An 18311-nucleotide genomic window follows, 5' to 3' on the forward strand; every position below is an offset into this window, starting at 1 on the left:
CAAAAAAACAGCGCCGAAAGCGGCGCTGTTTTTCGTTTTAACTTAGTTGCCCGAGTTTCGTTCGGCCTCAATCTCGCGCCATTTCGCGACATTGCGGTTATGTTCCTGCAACGTCTCGGCAAAGGCATGACCTCCAGTGCCATCCGCAACAAAGAACACATAGTTCGTGTTGTCGGGCGCAACCGCGGCTTCGAGGCTCGCCAGACCCGGGTTCGCGATCGGCGTCGGTGGAAGCCCGTCGATCTGATAGGTATTCCAAGGTGTTGGCCGGTTCAGCTCGCTGCGCCGTAGGCCACGTCCCAAGGTGCCCTGGCCTTTGGTAACGCCGTAGATAACCGTCGGGTCGGTCTGCAGGCGCATGCCTTGATTCAGACGGTTCACAAAGACGCTGGCGACCTGGCCCCGCTCTCCGGGAACGCCCGTTTCTTTTTCGATGATCGAGGCAAGGATCAGCATTTCCTCAGGGCTTTCCAGCGGCAAACCCTCTTGGCGGTTTTCCCAGGCAGCATTGACCCGAAGCTGTTGTTTGTCCTGCATCGCTTTCAGGATGTCGTTACGGTCCTGACCGGCAGCGACATCGTAGCTGTCTGGCGCCAGCGAGCCTTCTGCGGGGATTTCGGAAATCTCACCGCTCAGCGCTTCAAAACTCTTCAATGCCTCAACCACCTGCCATGAGGTCACGCCTTCTGCGAGTGAAACACGATAGCGTGTGTCTGCCTCTTGGCGCTTCTCCTGATAGGCCGCCGGGGTTTCTTCCTCGGCCATGTCAAACTCGGCGATTTCGTCGAATTCCAGCGTGGCTGGGTTTAATTCGCGCACGCGTGTCTGGGCGCGGGTCACGCCGATGCGATATTCGATCTCCGAGCCGCAGGTGCTCGCGCCACTGCTGGTGATCTCGTAGATGATCTGCTCCATCGACGCGCCTTCACGCACCAAAAAGCTGCCTGCTTTCAACTGCTGCGCCCGGTCGGTGTAGTCGGCGGCCATGCGAAAGATCGTGGCGTTGGTGATCGCGCCCTGATCCTCAAGCTCGCGGCTGACCCGCGTCATGTTCGAACCGCTTTCCACCCGCAGGCAGATCGCGGTTTTCAGCGGGCCTTCTGACTGATACTGGGTCTGGCCCCAAAGGATCAGACCGCCCACCAGAAACAGGCCGACCACCAGGATGGTCAGCGCGTTCGATGCAATGGCCCGCCACATTTAACTGGCCTTTCCGAAGATCACGCTGGCATTGGTGCCGCCGAACCCGAACGAGTTCGACAGGGCCACGTTGATCTCTCGCTCTCGTTTTTCGTTCGGAGCCAGATCAATCGGCGTTTCAACCGCCGGATTGTCGAGGTTGATAGTTGGAGGAGCCACCTGATCGCGGATCGCAAGGATCGAAAAGATCGCCTCAATCGCGCCCGCAGCCCCCAGCAAGTGGCCGGTGGCAGACTTGGTCGAAGTCATGGTGGCATTCGCTGCATGGTCACCCAACAGACGCTCAACAGCACCCAATTCGATTGTATCCGCCATGGTCGAGGTGCCATGCGCGTTGATGTAATCCAGATCTTTCGGCTCCAGCCCAGCGCTGCGCAGAGCGGCTTTCATCGAACGCTCAGCCCCGTCGCCATCTTCCGACGGTGCGGTGATGTGATACGCGTCGCCCGACATTCCGTAGCCCAGAACCTCGGCATAGATCTTCGCGCCACGTGCTTTGGCGTGTTCGTATTCTTCCAGAATGACGATGCCTGCGCCTTCACCCATGACAAAACCATCGCGGTCAACGTCGTAGGGGCGGCTGGCTTTCTTCGGATCGTCTGCATACTTAGTCGACAACGCCTTACAGGCGTTGAAACCCGCGATGCCGATCTCGCAGATGCAGCCCTCACCGCCACCGGCCACCATGACATCGGCGTCGCCTGCGCGGATGATGCGGCTGGCGTCCCCAATCGCATGGGCACCAGTCGAACACGCAGTCACGACCGAGTGGTTCGGTCCCTTGAACCCAAACCGGATCGACACCTGACCGGACGCCAGGTTGATCAGTGCGCCGGGAATAAAGAAGGGCGACACGCGGCGCGGACCCTTGTCACGGATCAGATTGGCCGTATCCGCAATCGAGCCCAGCCCACCAATGCCCGAGCCGATCAAAACGCCAGTGCGCAGGCGATCTTCCTCACCCTCAGGGGTCCAGCCCGCATCCTTGCACGCCATCTCCGCTGCGGCGATCGAGTACAGGATGAAGTCTTCGATCTTGCGCTGTTCTTTCGGAGCCATCCAGTCATCGGGGTTGAACGTTCCGTTTGTTCCGTCCCCACGCGGCACCTCGCAGGCATAGGTCGTGGTGACCCCGCTTGCCTCGGCATCGAAATGTGTGATTGGCCCTGCGCCGGACTCTCCGTCCAGCAGACGCGACCAGGTTTCCTCGACTCCGCTGGCCAAAGGAGTGACCAACCCCAGACCGGTTACGACGACTCTGCGCATGAAGTGCCTCTTGCCTGCTTACTGTTATGCGAACCGCTCATACCCCGGCCCGGGGTGCGGGGGCAAGGGCCACGCTCCATTCCCCTCTGCATCTTGCGGTTTCAGCTTGATTTTGGGCGATCCTGCGCCTGCCAATCCCCCTCGCCCTGCTGACATCGCAGGGCGAGAGAGTTTCATTTTCGGTTCCGTTACTGGAACTGCGCTACTGGCTCATGCGCGCCAGCTGCTACGCCCAGAGCGTCGGAAAGATCGACTGTTTTCCGGAACAAAGCTCTGCCGACAATCGCGCCCGCAATGTTCGGGATGTAGGACAGACGAGAGATATCGTCCGCAGTACGCACCACGCCGCTGGCAATGACCGGTGTCCGAGAATGCTGCGCCAGGCCGGAGATCAGGCCCAGTTGCGCCTCGACATCTTCCATGTCGCTGTCAATGTCGGTCACAACGATGGCTGCGAAAGGCGTGCCGTCGAAGGCATCAATAAACGCCTCGGGAGTGAACGCACTTTGGCTGCGCCAACCGTCGGTCATGACAAACCCCTGCCAGACATCGACTGCAAGAACGATCTGATCCGGGTAGAGTTTCGCCAGTTCCTTCACCAGATGGGGGTCCCGCGCCGCAAGCGTCCCGATCACAACGCGGCCCGCGCCCTTGTCGATCCAGTATTCGACCTGCTCACGGGTGCGCATACCCCCAGCCAATTGCACGGGGATCTCGGCCGACCGAATGATCTCTTCCACCAGTTCCGAGTTGGTATCACGGCCCTCTACAGCATCGAAGTCTGTAAGATGCATCCACTCGGCCCCGGCCTCTGCCCAACCCCGCGCGGTTTCGACCGGGTTCACATGCCAGATCATCGCATCCTCCAGACGCCCTTTGTCCAAGGTGACACAGCGACCGTTCTGAAGTTCCATTGTGGGGTAGATTCTCATGAGCTTTCTCCTCCGCCCAAGCGCCCTAAAGTCTCATAGTAACATACACGCTCACATAAGAACCTGCTGCGACCAGGATCGGCATTGTTTGCGCTGTTTGCGGCATTGCTGTGTGTTGGCGGTATTACGCCCGCGCCGGAGGACCGTTGCGACGAAGTAGATGGACAGGGGTGCCGTTATACTCGGCCTCCCGCATCACGACATAGCCCAGCTTTTTCGCCAGCTTCTGCGACGAAGCGTTGGCTGCGTTCACCATCGCCACCAATCGGCCCGGCATGATCCGGTCGAACCAATCATGCGCGGCCTGCGCGGCCTCATATCCCAGACCCAGCCCCTGTGCTTCAGGGGCCAGAACCCAACCGGCTTCGGGATAAGTGTCGAAATCCTCGCCCATTGCACGGTTTCCGTAGAAAAAACCGGCCTGACCGATCAGCTTGCGATTCGATTGCTGCAGCACACCCCATTGCCCGAACCCGGCCATCTGCCAATGCCCTGCATTGCGTAGAAACGAGTCCCAGGCCTCACCGCGCGACCGCGGGGTGCCACCGATATGGCGCGTTACACACGGGTCTCGCCAGATCTCGGCGAACCGTTCAAAATCCTCGGGGCGCATCGCACAGAGTGTCAGACGCGCCGTGTTTATCATCGGGGTGGATCTTATCATGTCCTGCCCACCTTGAATTGTGCCTCAGTGGAAACAGTGCGAATCGAAATCGCCTCGTGCAACCCTGAATTTAACGCAGGCACAAAAAAGCGGCGCCTCCGTTGCCCGGAAGCGCCGCTTTTCTATCAGTACGATACGCTTAGGACGCTTCGCTGATGAATTTGACGGCGTCGCCAAAGGTCTGGATGGTCTCGGCTGCGTCATCGGGAATCTCGATGCCGAACTCTTCTTCGAAGGCCATGACCAGTTCAACGGTGTCCAGGCTGTCTGCGCCCAGGTCGTCGATGAACGAAGCGTTTTCCGCTACTTTGTCTTCTTCAACACCTAGGTGTTCAACAACGATCTTCTTCACGCGATCTGCGACGTCGCTCATGTCTATTCCTCATTCTATCTTCAGGGCGGTCCGCCCGGTTCTGCCCTTGCCCGCTCGGGATGGACTTGTTTTGCCCGTTCCGGGCGGTTTGGCTCCCGGCTGTCCGGGAAAGTCGAGGGCCGACCAAAACGACCGGCCCCAGCATAGATGCGCCGCCTATAGCATAGTCGACGCGCAAGGCAAACGCTTTCGCACCGCCTTGGTTGCGGTCACAACATGGCCATGCCGCCGTTCACATGCAAGGTTGTTCCGGTCACGTATCCGGCCTCGGGGCTGGACAGGTACAGAACAGCGGCCGCGATTTCCTCAGGATCACCCATGCGACCGGCTGGAACTTTCAGCAACAAACCTTTTTTCTGCTCGTCCGTCAGCTTTTCCGTCATCGCCGTCGTGATAAAGCCAGGGGCCACTGCGTTCACCGTAATCCCACGCGTTGCGACCTCATGCGCCAACGCTTTCGAGAACCCGATCATCCCCGCCTTTGAGGCCGCATAGTTCGCCTGCCCCGGATTGCCGATCGCAGCCACAACGGACGAAACATTCACGATCCGGCCCCAGCGCGCCTTCATCATGCCCCGGATAACGCCTTTGCACAGCTTCATGGTCGAGGTCATGTTGACGTCAATCACGCTCTGCCATTCCTCGTCGGACATGCGCATGAACAAGTTGTCACGTGTGATACCCGCGTTGTTGACCAGGATATCGACCGAGCCCATCGCCTCGGCTGCCTGTTTCGGCAGGGCCTCGACGGCTTCGGAGTCGCTCAGGTTGCACGGCAGCACGTGGGCGCGTTCGCCCAGTTCGTCGGCCAGTTTCTGCAGCGGTTCAACCCGCGTGCCGGACAGACCGACCGAGGCACCCGCGCCGTGCAGAGCCCGTGCGATATCGCCTCCGATACCACCCGAAGCACCAGTGATCAGCGCGTTCTTACCTGTCAAATCAAACATTCTATTTCCCTCGTGAGGCGCCCCGAAGGCCGCGTTCTATGCTTACGATTCGGCCTGAACGGCCTTTTGAACATCCTCGGGCGTACCAACGGCCTTGCCTGCAATTGCCCGGTCAATTTTGCGGATCATACCCGACAGAGCCTTACCTGCGCCAATTTCCCATGTCTCGGTGACACCCTGCGCCGCCATGTATTGCACGCTTTCCCGCCAGCGGACCGATCCTGTGACCTGCTCGACCAGCAATTGGCGGATCAAATCGGGGTCTGTGACCGCCTCGGCCCGCACATTGGCGATCAGAGGAACGGCAGGTGCCTTGATCTCAACGGCGGCCAGTGCCTCGGCCATCACATCCGCAGCGGGTTGCATCAGCGCGCAATGGAACGGAGCGCTGACTGGCAGCATAACCGCACGCTTTGCGCCCTTTTCTTTGGCAATCTCAGCCGCGCGTTCCACGGCAGCTTTTGCGCCGGACACCACAACCTGAGTCGGGTCGTTGTCATTGGCCGCCTGGCAAACCTCACCCTGCGCGGCCTCTTCGGCAACTTCGCGCACGGCCTCAAGGTCCAGCCCAAGGATGGCCGCCATCGCGCCCACTCCCACCGGCACGGCGCTTTGCATGGCTTGCCCACGGGTCCGCAACAGGCGAGCGGTATCAGCTACCGTCAACGCCCCTGCCGCAGCCAGCGCGGAATACTCACCCAATGAATGCCCGGCCACAAAGGCAGCATCGGTGACCGAGACGCCCTCGGCCTCCAACGCGCGCATCGCCGCCATCGAGGTCGCCATCAGCGCCGGTTGCGCGTTCTGCGTGAGGGTCAGATCGGCAATATCGCCTTCCCAGATCAGCTGGCTCAGCTTCTCGCCAAGCGCGTCGTCCACCTCGTCAAAGATGGCCTGAGCTGCCGGGTATGCCTCGGCCAGAGCCTTGCCCATGCCGATGGTCTGGGCACCCTGCCCTGGGAAAACGAACGCGCGTGTCATTGCAACCTCTTGGATGACGTTAGGTTGCGGCGGGGTGTAAACCGTGTGAGGACGCGGCACAAGTAGGGCCTGCGGTCTGCATTCGGGCACCATATCTGTGCGCGGGTCGGGCTTGTGCCGAATCCGTCTGGCTTTAGGTTCAAGTCAGACAATCGAATCCGGAGCGTGCAAGAGATGCCCTCGACCAATACCTTTTCCACCTATGGCAGCGTGACCAAGACTTTCCACTGGTTGACCGCCCTGCTGATCCTGACCGCCCTGCCCTTGGGCTGGTTTGCCAATGATTTGGCGCATGCCATTTATGACCCGAACATCCCGACCAGCGAATCCGATATCGCACGGGCCGCAACGCTGTTTTCCCTGCATAAAACGATCGGGGTCACCGTGTTCTTCGTGGCGCTGGCGCGTATCCTTTGGGCGCTGTCTCAAACCAAGCCCGGCCTGCTGAATGCCGACAACAAGCCCGAGGCTTTCGCCGCTGAGACCGTTCACTGGATGCTCTACGCTTCGCTTGTTCTGGTGCCCTTGACCGGCTGGATACACCACGCCGCGACCGAAGGCTTTGCACCCATTTGGTGGCCCTTCGGCCAAAACCTGCCCTTCGTGCCCAAATCCCTCTATTTGTCCGAGGTGACGGCAAACCTGCATTGGCTGTTCATCTGGGTTCTTGCCGGGTCGCTGGCGCTGCACATCGCGGGTGCGCTGAAACATCACGTCGTGGACAAGGACAGCACCCTGCGACGGATGCTGCCGGGACGAGCTGACGCGCCCGAGCCTCCAACGCAACACCACTCACCCGTACCTGCATTTGCAGCCCTGGCCATTTGGGGCGCCGTTCTGGTCGGTGGCTGGTCCATCGGAGTGTTCGAGGATCACGCAAAAGGCGCCGTGGATGCGGCCGAGCTTGGCGATGTGCAATCCGACTGGAACGTGGAGGAAGGCACCCTGTCGATCACTATCTCGCAGTTGGGCAACCCCGTCACCGGCAGTTTCAACGAATGGACGGCGGCAATCGCGTTTGAAGAACCCGCCCAACCGGGCCCTGCGGGATCGGTGGATGTGACCATCGCCATCGCGTCGCTCAGCCTCGGGACAGTCACGGACCAAGCCATGGGCGCTGATTTCTTCGACAGCGCGCAATTCCCAACGGCCCAGTTCAAAGCCGACCTGTTCAAAACAGATACAGGCTACGAGGCCCGAGGCCCCCTGACCATCAGAGACAAATCGGTGGACGTCATACTGCCCTTCTCCCTGCAGCTCGAGGACGACACCGCAACCATGTCCGGCACATTGGAGCTGAACCGCATGGCGTTCGATGTCGGCACATCCCAACCGACCGAGGACTCGCTGGGCTTCAACGTTACGGTCTCCGTTGACCTGACGGCGAAACGTTCAGAATAAAAAGAAACCGCCGGGGGTTTTGGCCCCCGGCGGTTGTGATCCAAGGGATCAGCGCAGATTTACTCGGCTTTCTGAGCCTCGACAGAGATCTGTACCTGAACTTCATCGCTGACGAAGGGCGCGAACTGACCCAAGTCGAACTCGCTGCGCACCAGTGTCGTTGTTGCGTCGAAGCCGGCCCAAGGCTTGTTTGCCATCGGGTGGTTGTCAGCCTTGTTCAACTTGGCATCCAGAACGACCGATTTAGTAACGCCGTTCATGGTCAGGTCACCGGTGATGTTTGCGGTGTTTTCGCCTGTCACTTCGATCGAGGTCGAGGTGAACGTGATAAGGTCCCCTTCGGCGGCGCCAAAGAAATCCTCGGTCATGAAGTGATCTTCACGCGGCTTCCAGCCTGTGAACATCTCCAAAACCGGCATGGAGACCGAAACGCTCGACGCGGCGGGGTCTTCCTGATCGAACATGATCTCGCCTTCAAAGCCCGAGAACATGCCGTAAGTGGTCGAGAAACCAAGGTGATCGTAGCTGAAAAGCACCTGGCTATGGCTAGAGTCCAGAACGTATTTTTCGGCGCTGGCGAAAGCAGTGGTTGCCGTAAGGGCAAGCGCGGCAGCAAGGAGGGTGGATTTCATGACTGTCTCCGGGTTTGTGGACTATACGCAAACATAGTGCGTTTGCTCGGAAACAAAAATGTGCTGCCAAACGGCAGCACACAAGTCTTTTTGATTCACAATTTCTGTGCTTGGTTGAACAGAATAAATCTCAGGCGAAAATTGTTACACTTTGGCTGAGTTGCCCTTTCAGCGCTCGGCTGACATCCGCCGATTGCAGTGGCAGTTTCATCAGCAGGCTGCCGTCAACATCGAACAACTGCACCTCGTCATCCTCGAACTTTGCACCACCCAGGCTGTCATAGCTGCGACGCAGAACGGTCTGAGGGCGTCCGTTTTCATTCTTCTGCAGCACGCGTACCTCGCGGCGGATCGGATCAAAATAGGCATCTGGGCGGCTGTCCATCACTTCGATCGTCAACAGGCTCACGCCAACGATCAAAAACACCATCGAGGCCACCATTTTGATCGGCCAAACCTCGGCTCCCAACATCGAACCGGGCATCAGCCACATCGAAAAGGCGGAAACGATCAGGAAGGCTCCGACGGCGCGCGCCAGAACCAGCCGTGCTTGCCAGTTCGCTTTGAACGTGATCATGACCGGAACGGAATGCTCAAAGCTCGTACCCGTCGCTTTATTGTCGAGCGTATTTGTCTGAATCGCGGTCATAACATCCATACCCTTATTAAGGTTACCGTCGTAAGTCTGTGCTATCCGGTTATTTCCGGGTTGCTTATCAACTTCGGGGCGAAAAGCGTCAGGAATTGGGCGCAGCGGTGGAAATTGGGCGACTTCACAGAGGCATATGTGGCAGGGCTTGCCCCGCCCGCTCAAACGTGTATACGGGGCCATCCTTCGCAGGAGATATGAATCGCGCAGCCTCTCGTGGCAGGGTCGCGAAGGACCAGATGGCCCCGCCTTTGAAATGCGCCTTGATATAAACAGGAGTGCACATGCCACTGTATGAGCATGTAATGATCGCGCGTCAGGATCTGTCCAACGCGCAGGCAGAAAGCCTTGTCGAACACTTCGGCACCGTTCTGGCTGACAACGGCGGCAACGTCGTCGAAAGCGAGTACTGGGGCGTCAAGACGATGGCTTACAAGATCAACAAGAACCGCAAAGGCCACTACGCCTTCCTGAAAACCGATGCCCCTTCGGGTGCGGTTCAGGAAATGGAACGCCTGATGCGCCTGCATGATGACGTTATGCGCGTTCTGACCATCAAGGTCGACGAGCATGCCGAGGGCCCCTCGGTCCAGATGCAGAAGCGCGATGAGCGCGAAGGCCGCCGCGAGCGCCGCTGATCAACGCCTGACGAAAGGACATAAACCATGGCCGCAAAACCATTTTTCCGCCGCCGCAAGGTCTGCCCGTTCTCGGGTGAGAACGCGCCGAAAATCGACTACAAAGACACCCGTCTGCTGCAGCGCTACATCTCTGAGCGCGGCAAGATCGTACCTTCGCGCATCACCGCCGTTTCGGCGAAAAAGCAGCGTGAACTGGCCCGTGCTATCAAGCGCGCCCGCTTCCTCGCCCTGCTGCCCTACGCTGTGAAGTAAGGAGAGACTGACATGCAAGTTATCCTTCTGGAACGCGTTGCGAAACTGGGTCAGATGGGCGACGTCGTTGACGTCAAGCCCGGCTACGCCCGCAATTTCCTGCTGCCCCAAGGCAAAGCCCTGAGCGCATCGAACGCCAACATCGCGTCGTTCGAAGCCCAGAAAGCGCAGCTTGAGGCTCGCAACCTGGAAACCAAGAAAGAAGCTGAAGCCCTGGCTGAAAAGCTGGACGGTCAGCAGTTCATCGTGATTCGCTCGGCATCGGATGCTGGCGCCCTGTACGGCTCGGTCACTCCGCGTGACGCCGCAGACGCAGCGACCGAAGCGGGCTTCACCGTCGACAAAAAGCAAGTCGTTCTGGTCGCTCCGATCAAAGAACTGGGCCTGCACGCGGTTGCAGTTCGCCTCCACCCCGAGGTTGAAGTCGAGATCAAGATGAACGTTGCTCGTTCGGAAGAAGAAGCCGAACTGCAGGCATCGGGCAAATCGATTCAGGAACTGGCTGCTGAAGAAGAAGCTGCTGCTGAATTCGAAATCGCCGAACTGTTTGACGACATCGGCTCGGCCGCGTCGGAAGACGAAGATCTGGCGCCCGAGGCCGCTCCGGCGGACGAAGACGAAGCCAAAGCCTGATCTGGCTGACGCAACAAGATTGAAGGGCTGCGCCACTCGCGCGGCCCTTTTTTCGTATCGGAACCAGCAAAATTCAGCCAAATTTTAAAGCTAAGGTTGCGACAAGACCCGTGATCCATATGATCGCCGCCTGAAGTTCGGAGTAGTTTGATGGCCCTATTCTCTCGTCGCAGCATCATCGCTTTCCTTGCCCTGTCTGCCCTCGCCGCGTGCAGCGGAGCCGAGGTTTCACGCGGTGACCCCGATCCCTTCGATCCGCCGCTCTACCCCAACGAAACGCCCGAGCTGAGGGTCTCGATCAACAAATGGGCCGATCACTACGAACTCCCCAGAGAGCTGGTCCACAAACTTGCGATCCGTGAAAGCACGCACCGGCCATGGGCTGTAAACCGGCCGTATTACGGGCTTTTGCAAATCCTGCCCGCTACCGCACGTTCGATGGGATACAAGGGAAATGCCCAAGGTTTGCTGGACGCAGACACAAATCTTGAATACGCAGGCAAGTACCTGAAAGGTGCTTGGATGCTGGCGGACGGAGATCAACAACGCGCGATTTTCCTTTACGCCAAAGGGTTTTACCCCGAAGCAAAGGCGCGCGGAATGCTCGTAGAAACAGGGCTACGACCCGCGCCCTAGGCCCTGTGCGCTGTTAGCAGTTTGGGCAAAATAGTGACAAAAATGCTCTATAGCTTGAAACAACACGCCAAAAGCTTAGACATTTCCTGCATTGACTTGTCATGTTTTGAATTATGTGATGTCCTGATTGCCGTGAGGTAAGTTGGGTTCCACTCTAGGTAAATTGCAAGTCCGGCCACACCACCGGATTTCAAGATAAGCCGCAGGTCGTAGGCGAAAGATGGAGATCGTTGATCTGAGCACTCTGCCGGACTCAGAAACTCGGTACACCGAGTTTCTGAAGCAGGTGTGCGAAAAACACGATATGGATCACGCCGCCTACGCTGGGATGAACCCCGCTGCGGGCAAAGTTGCTGGCTTCGTTACCTATGATGATGCTTGGAACGAGCATTACCAGAAACAGGGTCTGGTCATGATTGACCCGACACTTCACATGGCAAAACGCAGCATCGCCCCCGTTGATTGGAGCCGCTTGGAACGCAGCCCCGACTTCCAACGCGTATTCCGCGATGCACATGATTTTGGCCTTTCTAATCAAGGTGTTACGATACCGGTTCGCGGCCCTTACGGGGATATCGGGTTCCTGAGCGCAACGCGGGATTGTTCCAAAGAAGAATGGCGCAAGCTGTATACCCATGTGATCAGCGATCTGCAGTCCATGGCCGTGCATATCCATGACAACGTGGTGACCTCGGATGAGCTGACAGGTGCGCTTTATCACCCGAACCTCTCGACCCGCGAGGCCGAGATACTGCAATGGGTCGCGGCAGGGAAATCTCAGCAGGATATCGGCGACATACTGTCGATCTCGCACCGCACGGTTGAGGTTCATCTGCGCTCCAGCCGCGAAAAACTGAGCGCTTTGACGACGCCTCAGGCCGTTGGGCGGGCGATCGCGATCGGGCTTATCACCCCGGGATAAACACAAAAATCACACAATTCGGTCAAAATACGGGAAACCCCCAATAGAAATCTCCCTTCAAACGAGTAACGATCGGTTTACCGAACAACCACTCGAAGGGGGAAACCATGATCATCGTAGTAGATGGGCTGAACAGACACCAATTCAGCGACGTCCTTGACGAAATGTTTGAACTGCGCGCGCGCGTATTCGGCGAGCGCTTGGGCTGGGACGTCAAAATCGAAGACGGCAAAGAAATCGATGACTTCGATCATCTTGATCCTGCATACGTAATCGGACTCGACGACGGGGGGAATGTCGTCGCAGCCGTGCGTGCCCTGCAGACCACCGGACCGCACATGTTGTCGGACGTATTCTCGGCCATCCTTGACGGCGAACCTCCGATCCGCAGCGCGACAATGTGGGAATCCACCCGCTTCTGCGTCGACACCCAACGCCTGAACCGCGGCAAAGACAAGAACTCGGTCTCTTACGCAACCTGTGAACTGATGATCGGCTCGCTGGAATATGCGAAGAACGCTGGTATTCAGGACATCATCACCGTGATTGATCCGATCATGGATCGGGTGCTGAAACGGTCGAACTGTGCGCCGTACGACTATGTGGGTAAAACCGTACCGATGGGCAAAGTCTCGGCCCTCGCCGCCCTTCTGGATTGCACCGATGAGCGCATCGACGCCATTCGGGACTTTGCAGGCATCAAAACCGACGTTTTCCTGGAAGAAGACAAGGCGCTCGAGCTGTTCAACAGAAAGAAGCAGGTTGAACAGAACCCTGCAAATCGCGACCACAAGCCGCTCGCAGAGCTTGAGAAGTACTTTGTGGAGCAGATGAACGCAGCGCGGAATGAGGCCGAACGGCAAGATGTTCTGAGGCTCATCGAGACGCTCTCCAACACCTTCACGCCAGAGCAGAAGACTGCTCTGCTACATACCCCCCGTGCTTTTGCTCATGAGGCCTGACCCCCTCACCTCATAGTACAAAGCCACCCTAGCGGAGTCGCCCTGATCAGGCGGCTCCGCTTCTTTTTTGGCGCCCCGAAAGGGGGGAAGAGGATTATTCCTCTTCCAATGCCTCAACGGCTTTTTGCAGGTCGTCCTTGCTGACTTCTTTGTCAGATACCTGAGCCAGTTCGAACACGTAGTCGACGACCTTGTCTTCGAAGATCGGCGCGCGCAGCTGCTGCTGCATCTGTGCGTTCTGCTGAACGAACTCAAAGAACTGACGCTCTTGCCCCGGGTACTGACGCGCCTGGTTCATGATCGCCTGAGTCATCTCAGCATCGGTAACTTCTACCTCGGCCTTCTGACCCAGCTCTGCCAGCAGCAGGCCCAGACGCACGCGGCGTTCGGCCAGTTTGTTGTGCTCATCCGAAGGCTCGATCTCGCCGTGGTCGTGACCTTCCACATCCGGGTTTTCCTCGTGGAACAGCTGGTGTGCGATTTGCTTGGCTTCGGCTTCAACCAGCGACGGAGGCAGATCGAACGACACTTTGGTGTCCAGCGCGTCGAGCAGACCACGCTTCATGACAGCGCGTGCGGCACCGGCATATTCGGCTTCCAGACGCTCGGAGATCTGGCCCTTCAAAGCTTCCAGATCCTCGGCACCGAATTTGGTTGCCAGCTCGTCGTTGATCTCGGCTGCAACCGGCTCTTTCACTTCTTTGATGGTACAGGTGAAGACAGCGTCTTTACCGGCCAGATGCTCGGCACCGTATTCCTCGGGGAAGGTAACGTTGACGTCTTTTTCTTCCTCGGCTTTCACACCAACCAGTTGCTCTTCGAAACCAGGGATGAAGCTGTTGGAGCCCAAAACCAGCGGGTAGTCTTCGGCCGAGCCACCTTCGAATTCTTCGCCATCAACCTTGCCGACAAAGTCGAACACGATCTGGTCGCCGTCTTTGGCTTTCGAACCCTTGCGGCGCGCTTTGAAGTCCTGCGCGGTTTCGGCCAAGTTGTTCAGCGCTTCTTCAACGGCTGCGTCGTCCGCTTTGACGACCAGCTTTTCCAGCTCAACCGATTTCAGGTCGACCTCGGGGATTTCAGGCAGCGCCTCATAGGACATTGCGACCTCGACATCGTCGCCTTCTTTCCAGTCCTCGTTGGTCATCTTGACTTCAGGCTGCAGCGCAGGGCGGTCGCCGCTGTCTTCGAAGTGCTTGTTCATCGCACCGTCGATGGTTTCCTGCATGGCTTCGCCCAGCAGACGCTGGCCGAACTGCTTTTTCAGCAGCGCCATCGGCACCTTGCCTTTGCGGAAACCCTTCATTTCGACCTCGGGCTGCGCTTCGGTCAGTTTCTCGTTGACCTTGTCGTCCAGCTCGGCTGCGGTCACAACGATGTTGTAGCCGCGTTTCAGACCTTCGTTCAGCGTCTCGGTAACCTGCATTATGGTAGTCCCCATAGGATTCGGGGCGCGCAAAACGGCGCGCCGGGCAAATTTGACGCCTTCTATTTGCCCAGCCGCCCACGTGCAAGGGGGCAATGCCCGGATCACCCCGGTTTTACCATCTTCAACAGCAAAAAAAACGCCCCAGCTGGAACCGGAGCGTTTTGTGAAACATCTATCGCTGATCAGAACTGCCAGCGCGCGCCCAAGACCCAGGCTTCGTTCTTGTCGAACGACGTCCCATCTTCGAAATCGTGGTTGCGGTATTTCAGGTAGGCATCCGTGTTGATCGAGTCGATCCGCTGCACAACAGCGATACCCCATGCTTTGGTGTCCGACCCATCATTGTTGAAGTCTGACCCATCGTAGTAGTCGATGCCCACACCGGTTTTACCCCAGGCCACCCAGTCGCCCTCGTAGGCAATTTTTGCGTACCAGAAGCTTGGATCCGATGCGCCACTTGCGGTGTCGTCCCGCGACCCTGCAGCAGCTGTGAAGCTGAACCCGCTGGGCAGCAGAACCGATGCAGATCCTATGGTATCCTTGCGCTCTCCCGATACATTGTCGAAGTCTCGCACTGCATAGGCCACGCTGGCAGCAAACTCGACGCCACCGGCAAAGGTGTTGTTATACGCGATCGCAAAGTCGTAATACGTGTCATCGTCACTGCTGGAGAGCGCGTTTTCACCATAGGCGACAGCTGCACTGAACCCGTTGAAGTCAGGCGTATCGTACCTCACGCGCGTCCGGCGGCCACCGTCAAAGTTGCTGCTGGAGTCACCGACCGTAATGTCGCTGAGTACCCCATCGGTTCCGCGATAGAAGAAGCCCGAGTTTTCATCGTTGGTGAAGGAATAGAGGGCCGTTCCAACATAAGACAGGTCCGTCTCAGCCGCCCCGTCCGAAGCCATGCTGCCCTGCCCCGCTGAGAACTTGCCGTAGCCGCCCTTCAGCGCAAAATCCACGTGACGGATGTCTTCCCGCGTCCAGCCGCTGAAATCCGTACCCAGCTGGTTCCATTCGCTCGAGTTTGGCAGTCCTAGTCCGGTTTCGAGCCGAAACGTAAACTCGTTGTCGCCGTAGGGCTGCATAAGGCGCAAGCCAACACGGCTGTTGGACAGGTCGTTGTCCAGCAAACGTGTCTCGGTGTCTTGTCCGTCGTCAACTGAGATCAGCGCGGGGTTGAACTGCCCATAGAGCTCTACATATCCGCCGCTATTGTTTTCGTATTTCAGCTCAGCCGCTGCTGGAATGGCCGTGGTCGCCGCCAAAAGCGCCGCAACAGACGAGGTTTTCAGGTTAAGGGTCATGTCACTCACCTTGAAAGGGTTTGTTATTAGGTCTTGCTCACATGCTCACCACACCGAGCCGTTCCAATGGGGCGCGCCTTACACCGAAAGAAGGTGACGAATCTGCAACAGAATACCTTGGCGCAATCAAGATAAGTTGTTTTAATTCAATCATCTAACTGCCTTCCCGCAAAAAGAACGGGCTGCCCTCAAGAAAAATCTGACGGCTTCTCATGAGCGCAGCAAATAGCCGCTATGCGCACAGGGAAATTCCTGTAACGAACGCGCGATCAGATGTGATTTTCGCATCCCGATCCCGCAAGACGCACTTACATATTCATACACTTAAAAACATCAGGCAAGACCTCAGGCAGATCTTCAGCGATTAATCCGGGACCGAACTGGCGCGCGCATTCCACATGAAGCCACGCCGCCGTCTCCGCCGCGCCCATCGCGTCGAACCCCCGAGCCAATAATCCGGTGATGAAACCGGCTAACACATCCCCGGACCCAGCTGTCGCCAGCCAAGGGGCCGCGCGCTCATACTGCGCCGAATGAACCGAACACCGCCCGTCCGGGGCGGCGATCACTGTATCTGGCCCTTTGAACAGCACCACACAGCCCGCACGCCTTGCAGCCTCACGCGTTGCATCCACCTTAGAAAAGGCAGGACCTCGGGTCGATCGGGCCGAGAGCTTCTCGGCAATATCAGGAAACAGCCGCGCAAACTCGCCGCCGTGAGGCGTCAGAACACACGCCTCACGCAGCTGAGCGAACAAGGCCGAGGGGTCTTCGGCAAATGCCGTCAGCGAGTCCGCGTCCAACACCGTCGCGCGCTTCGCCGCGAGGGCAACAGGTACTAGATCCACCGCCCGCTCAACGCCCAGTCCAGGGCCAAGACACAAAGCGTTAAGTCGATGATCCTTTAGAATGTCGCGCAGGTCGTCGCCCACTTCGACCCGCTTCATCATAAGGGCCGTGATCTGAGAGGCCACCTCCACCTGCGCTGAGGGCGGCACACCCAGTGTCACCAAACCTGCCCCAATCCGTAACGCCCCCCGTCCCGAAAGTCGCGCGGCTCCGGTTTTTCCAAACCCACCCGTCAGAATCAAAGCATGCCCATGCGCGTATTTGTGGCCTGGCGCTCCCTTCCCTAACTCCTCGCCAGACGGCTGCTGAACCGCCGTCACCACCTCGGGCGCTCTCGGCTCACCCTTAAGCCCGATATCCTTGACGACCAGCTTCCCGCAATAGGACGCCCCATCCTCCAGCACATGCCCAAGTTTGCGCGAATGAAACGTGACCGTCAGGGCCGAGCGGGCACAGCGCCGGCCATGTGCCGGAAACGCACCCCCCAAAACCATTCCTGAGTCTGAACAAAGCCCCGAGGGCAGATCAATCGCAACCGTCCGCGGCGGCACGATTTCTGTACCGCGCCCCTGTCGCCGCAAAGCCCAGGCATCTGCTGCATCATCATGCGACCAAAGGCGTTCCCGAAGCGCAGCATCGTCGATTGGCCGCGCCAACCCTGTCCCAAACAGCGCATCAATCGACACATCCGGGTGGTGCAAATCCTCGCCCCCCAAATCCGCCGCCGCGCGTGTTGGTCCACCCCACCGCTCATAGTTCGTCCGCGCGTCCTCAGGCAGTTTTGACGGGTCGCCAAACAAGACCACCTCAACCGCCCACCCCCGTTGTCGAAGCAGCCGCGCGACCACAAACCCGTCGCCCCCATTGTTCCCAGGCCCGCACAGCACCATGGCTCGCAAGGGATCCCCTTCATCTGGCCTAAAATATCCCGGGGAGCTCGAGGGGCTGGCCCCTCGATCCCTCAGCTCTGGCCATTCCTTGAAGATCGCGTCCACAACGCCCTGACCCGCGCGCTCCATCAGCTCCAGCCCGGTCACCTCGCCCGAGTCGATGGCCGCCCGTTCCAGCGCACCCATCTGCGCAGCCGTCAGCAAATCAACCATCTCAAATCCTCACGCGATTCAATTTCGATTACTTTTTGTGCAAACCGATCAAAATTTGACCATGCGCCTTTTTTCAATGCACCAGATCACGCCGAAGCGCGCAATCGGATTGCTGCATCCCTTTAGACGTGATCACTGCACCTCAGACAACCATGCAAGGTGAGCCGGAATGAAAAAGATCGAAGCGATCATCAAGCCGTTCAAACTGGACGAAGTGAAAGAGGCACTGCAGGACGTTGGTGTCCAAGGTCTCAGCGTGATCGAAGTCAAAGGCTTTGGCCGCCAGAAGGGTCACACCGAGCTGTATCGCGGCGCGGAATATGTCGTCGACTTTCTGCCCAAAGTAAAAGTTGAGGTCGTATTGGACGACGATCAGGTTGACGCCGCGATCGAAGCCATCGTCTCGGCCGCAAAAACCGACAAGATCGGTGACGGCAAGATCTTTGTCTCGCCTGTCGAGCAAGCCATTCGCATCCGTACCGGCGAGACCGGTTCGGAAGCCCTTTAACACACCCATCTTCAACTCAGAGGA

General features: G+C 58.2%; 20 protein-coding genes. 8 read left to right on the forward strand and 12 right to left on the reverse strand.

The features are described 5' to 3' along the window. Positions 1 to 42: 42 nt before the first annotated feature. The 7 genes from mltG to fabD form a co-directional block, all read right to left on the reverse strand. Positions 43 to 1200 (reverse strand): endolytic transglycosylase MltG, encoded by a 1158-nt coding sequence (gene mltG, locus ACR0I8_RS02640; RefSeq protein ID WP_170688860.1) that lies wholly within the window; start codon positions 1198 to 1200, stop codon positions 43 to 45. After that, positions 1201 to 2466 (reverse strand): beta-ketoacyl-ACP synthase II, encoded by a 1266-nt coding sequence (gene fabF, locus ACR0I8_RS02645; RefSeq protein WP_170688861.1) that lies wholly within the window; start codon positions 2464 to 2466, stop codon positions 1201 to 1203. Between the two features lie 188 nt (positions 2467 to 2654). Further along, on the reverse strand, positions 2655 to 3398 hold the full coding sequence (locus tag ACR0I8_RS02650; protein ID WP_170374035.1) for a 1-(5-phosphoribosyl)-5-[(5-phosphoribosylamino)methylideneamino]imidazole-4-carboxamide isomerase: 744 nt from the start codon (positions 3396 to 3398) through the stop codon (positions 2655 to 2657). A gap of 124 nt (positions 3399 to 3522) precedes the next feature. Beyond that, entirely contained in the window at positions 3523 to 4062 is a 540-nt protein-coding gene (locus ACR0I8_RS02655) for a GNAT family N-acetyltransferase (protein WP_170374036.1), read from the reverse strand. Between the two features lie 139 nt (positions 4063 to 4201). Beyond that, positions 4202 to 4435, reverse strand: a complete 234-nt coding sequence (locus tag ACR0I8_RS02660) for an acyl carrier protein (protein ID WP_008756330.1) — start codon at positions 4433 to 4435, stop codon at positions 4202 to 4204. Positions 4436 to 4644: 209 nt separating this feature from the next. Then, entirely contained in the window at positions 4645 to 5382 is a 738-nt protein-coding gene (gene fabG / locus ACR0I8_RS02665) for a 3-oxoacyl-[acyl-carrier-protein] reductase (protein ID WP_170374037.1), read from the reverse strand. A 42-nt stretch (positions 5383 to 5424) separates the two neighbouring features. After that, positions 5425 to 6363, reverse strand: a complete 939-nt coding sequence (gene fabD, locus ACR0I8_RS02670; RefSeq protein ID WP_170688862.1) for an ACP S-malonyltransferase — start codon at positions 6361 to 6363, stop codon at positions 5425 to 5427. Positions 6364 to 6537: 174 nt separating this feature from the next. Between fabD and ACR0I8_RS02675 the strand changes: the two genes are divergently transcribed. Further along, positions 6538 to 7764, forward strand: a complete 1227-nt coding sequence (locus ACR0I8_RS02675; RefSeq protein ID WP_170688863.1) for a cytochrome b/b6 domain-containing protein — start codon at positions 6538 to 6540, stop codon at positions 7762 to 7764. Positions 7765 to 7823: 59 nt separating this feature from the next. Here ACR0I8_RS02675 and ACR0I8_RS02680 read toward each other — a convergent pair whose 3' ends face one another. After that, positions 7824 to 8396 (reverse strand): YceI family protein, encoded by a 573-nt coding sequence (locus tag ACR0I8_RS02680; RefSeq protein WP_170374040.1) that lies wholly within the window; start codon positions 8394 to 8396, stop codon positions 7824 to 7826. A 130-nt stretch (positions 8397 to 8526) separates the two neighbouring features. Beyond that, positions 8527 to 9045 carry a hypothetical protein gene (locus ACR0I8_RS02685; protein WP_170553073.1) on the reverse strand — a complete coding sequence of 173 codons (519 nt, stop codon included), beginning with the start codon at positions 9043 to 9045 and terminating at the stop codon, positions 8527 to 8529. Positions 9046 to 9329: 284 nt separating this feature from the next. On the opposite strand from ACR0I8_RS02685, the gene rpsF reads away from it, so the two are divergent. The 6 genes from rpsF (at position 9330) to ACR0I8_RS02715 (ending at position 13091) form a co-directional block, all read left to right on the forward strand. Then, positions 9330 to 9683 (forward strand): 30S ribosomal protein S6, encoded by a 354-nt coding sequence (gene rpsF, locus ACR0I8_RS02690; protein ID WP_068332653.1) that lies wholly within the window; start codon positions 9330 to 9332, stop codon positions 9681 to 9683. Positions 9684 to 9710: 27 nt separating this feature from the next. Further along, positions 9711 to 9938 carry a 30S ribosomal protein S18 gene (gene rpsR / locus ACR0I8_RS02695; RefSeq protein ID WP_005608650.1) on the forward strand — a complete coding sequence of 76 codons (228 nt, stop codon included), beginning with the start codon at positions 9711 to 9713 and terminating at the stop codon, positions 9936 to 9938. A gap of 12 nt (positions 9939 to 9950) precedes the next feature. Continuing rightward, a complete protein-coding gene (gene rplI, locus ACR0I8_RS02700) occupies positions 9951 to 10571 on the forward strand; it encodes a 50S ribosomal protein L9 (protein ID WP_170640804.1) in 621 nt (206 codons plus the stop codon). A 150-nt stretch (positions 10572 to 10721) separates the two neighbouring features. Further along, positions 10722 to 11207 (forward strand): lytic transglycosylase domain-containing protein, encoded by a 486-nt coding sequence (locus ACR0I8_RS02705; protein WP_170688864.1) that lies wholly within the window; start codon positions 10722 to 10724, stop codon positions 11205 to 11207. 220 nt (positions 11208 to 11427) lie between these two features. Beyond that, positions 11428 to 12129 (forward strand): autoinducer binding domain-containing protein, encoded by a 702-nt coding sequence (locus tag ACR0I8_RS02710; protein ID WP_170374044.1) that lies wholly within the window; start codon positions 11428 to 11430, stop codon positions 12127 to 12129. Between the two features lie 107 nt (positions 12130 to 12236). Continuing rightward, positions 12237 to 13091 carry an acyl-homoserine-lactone synthase gene (locus tag ACR0I8_RS02715; RefSeq protein ID WP_170688865.1) on the forward strand — a complete coding sequence of 285 codons (855 nt, stop codon included), beginning with the start codon at positions 12237 to 12239 and terminating at the stop codon, positions 13089 to 13091. A 94-nt stretch (positions 13092 to 13185) separates the two neighbouring features. Here ACR0I8_RS02715 and tig read toward each other — a convergent pair whose 3' ends face one another. From tig to ACR0I8_RS02730, 3 genes are all read right to left on the reverse strand, one after another. Beyond that, on the reverse strand, positions 13186 to 14517 hold the full coding sequence (gene tig / locus ACR0I8_RS02720; RefSeq protein ID WP_170660300.1) for a trigger factor: 1332 nt from the start codon (positions 14515 to 14517) through the stop codon (positions 13186 to 13188). Positions 14518 to 14702: 185 nt separating this feature from the next. Continuing rightward, the gene (locus tag ACR0I8_RS02725; protein WP_170553061.1) at positions 14703 to 15827 is read right to left on the reverse strand and encodes a porin; all 1125 of its coding nucleotides are present in this window, start codon (positions 15825 to 15827) and stop codon (positions 14703 to 14705) included. A gap of 308 nt (positions 15828 to 16135) precedes the next feature. Beyond that, positions 16136 to 17779: an NAD(P)H-hydrate dehydratase gene (locus ACR0I8_RS02730; protein ID WP_480702700.1), complete on the reverse strand. Its 1644-nt coding sequence runs from the start codon at positions 17777 to 17779 to the stop codon at positions 16136 to 16138. 169 nt (positions 17780 to 17948) lie between these two features. On the opposite strand from ACR0I8_RS02730, the gene ACR0I8_RS02735 reads away from it, so the two are divergent. Then, entirely contained in the window at positions 17949 to 18287 is a 339-nt protein-coding gene (locus tag ACR0I8_RS02735; protein WP_170325301.1) for a P-II family nitrogen regulator, read from the forward strand. Positions 18288 to 18311 lie beyond the last annotated feature (24 nt).

The organism is Ruegeria sp. BG9 (assembly GCF_056538305.1).

What these genes read in the sequence shown, in the direction of transcription:
- mltG (WP_170688860.1), bottom strand. Translation starts at nt 1,200, where the DNA reads ATGTGGCGGGCCATTGCATCGAACGCGCTGACCATCCTGGTGGTCGGC.
- fabF (WP_170688861.1), bottom strand. Translation starts at nt 2,466, where the DNA reads ATGCGCAGAGTCGTCGTAACCGGTCTGGGGTTGGTCACTCCTTTGGCC.
- ACR0I8_RS02650 (WP_170374035.1), bottom strand. Translation starts at nt 3,398, where the DNA reads ATGAGAATCTACCCCACAATGGAACTTCAGAACGGTCGCTGTGTCACC.
- ACR0I8_RS02655 (WP_170374036.1), bottom strand. Translation starts at nt 4,062, where the DNA reads ATGATAAGATCCACCCCGATGATAAACACGGCGCGTCTGACACTCTGT.
- ACR0I8_RS02660 (WP_008756330.1), bottom strand. Translation starts at nt 4,435, where the DNA reads ATGAGCGACGTCGCAGATCGCGTGAAGAAGATCGTTGTTGAACACCTA.
- fabG (WP_170374037.1), bottom strand. Translation starts at nt 5,382, where the DNA reads ATGTTTGATTTGACAGGTAAGAACGCGCTGATCACTGGTGCTTCGGGT.
- fabD (WP_170688862.1), bottom strand. Translation starts at nt 6,363, where the DNA reads ATGACACGCGCGTTCGTTTTCCCAGGGCAGGGTGCCCAGACCATCGGC.
- ACR0I8_RS02675 (WP_170688863.1), top strand. Translation starts at nt 6,538, where the DNA reads ATGCCCTCGACCAATACCTTTTCCACCTATGGCAGCGTGACCAAGACT.
- ACR0I8_RS02680 (WP_170374040.1), bottom strand. Translation starts at nt 8,396, where the DNA reads ATGAAATCCACCCTCCTTGCTGCCGCGCTTGCCCTTACGGCAACCACT.
- ACR0I8_RS02685 (WP_170553073.1), bottom strand. Translation starts at nt 9,045, where the DNA reads ATGACCGCGATTCAGACAAATACGCTCGACAATAAAGCGACGGGTACG.
- rpsF (WP_068332653.1), top strand. Translation starts at nt 9,330, where the DNA reads ATGCCACTGTATGAGCATGTAATGATCGCGCGTCAGGATCTGTCCAAC.
- rpsR (WP_005608650.1), top strand. Translation starts at nt 9,711, where the DNA reads ATGGCCGCAAAACCATTTTTCCGCCGCCGCAAGGTCTGCCCGTTCTCG.
- rplI (WP_170640804.1), top strand. Translation starts at nt 9,951, where the DNA reads ATGCAAGTTATCCTTCTGGAACGCGTTGCGAAACTGGGTCAGATGGGC.
- ACR0I8_RS02705 (WP_170688864.1), top strand. Translation starts at nt 10,722, where the DNA reads ATGGCCCTATTCTCTCGTCGCAGCATCATCGCTTTCCTTGCCCTGTCT.
- ACR0I8_RS02710 (WP_170374044.1), top strand. Translation starts at nt 11,428, where the DNA reads ATGGAGATCGTTGATCTGAGCACTCTGCCGGACTCAGAAACTCGGTAC.
- ACR0I8_RS02715 (WP_170688865.1), top strand. Translation starts at nt 12,237, where the DNA reads ATGATCATCGTAGTAGATGGGCTGAACAGACACCAATTCAGCGACGTC.
- tig (WP_170660300.1), bottom strand. Translation starts at nt 14,517, where the DNA reads ATGCAGGTTACCGAGACGCTGAACGAAGGTCTGAAACGCGGCTACAAC.
- ACR0I8_RS02725 (WP_170553061.1), bottom strand. Translation starts at nt 15,827, where the DNA reads ATGACCCTTAACCTGAAAACCTCGTCTGTTGCGGCGCTTTTGGCGGCG.
- ACR0I8_RS02730 (WP_480702700.1), bottom strand. Translation starts at nt 17,779, where the DNA reads ATGGTTGATTTGCTGACGGCTGCGCAGATGGGTGCGCTGGAACGGGCG.
- ACR0I8_RS02735 (WP_170325301.1), top strand. Translation starts at nt 17,949, where the DNA reads ATGAAAAAGATCGAAGCGATCATCAAGCCGTTCAAACTGGACGAAGTG.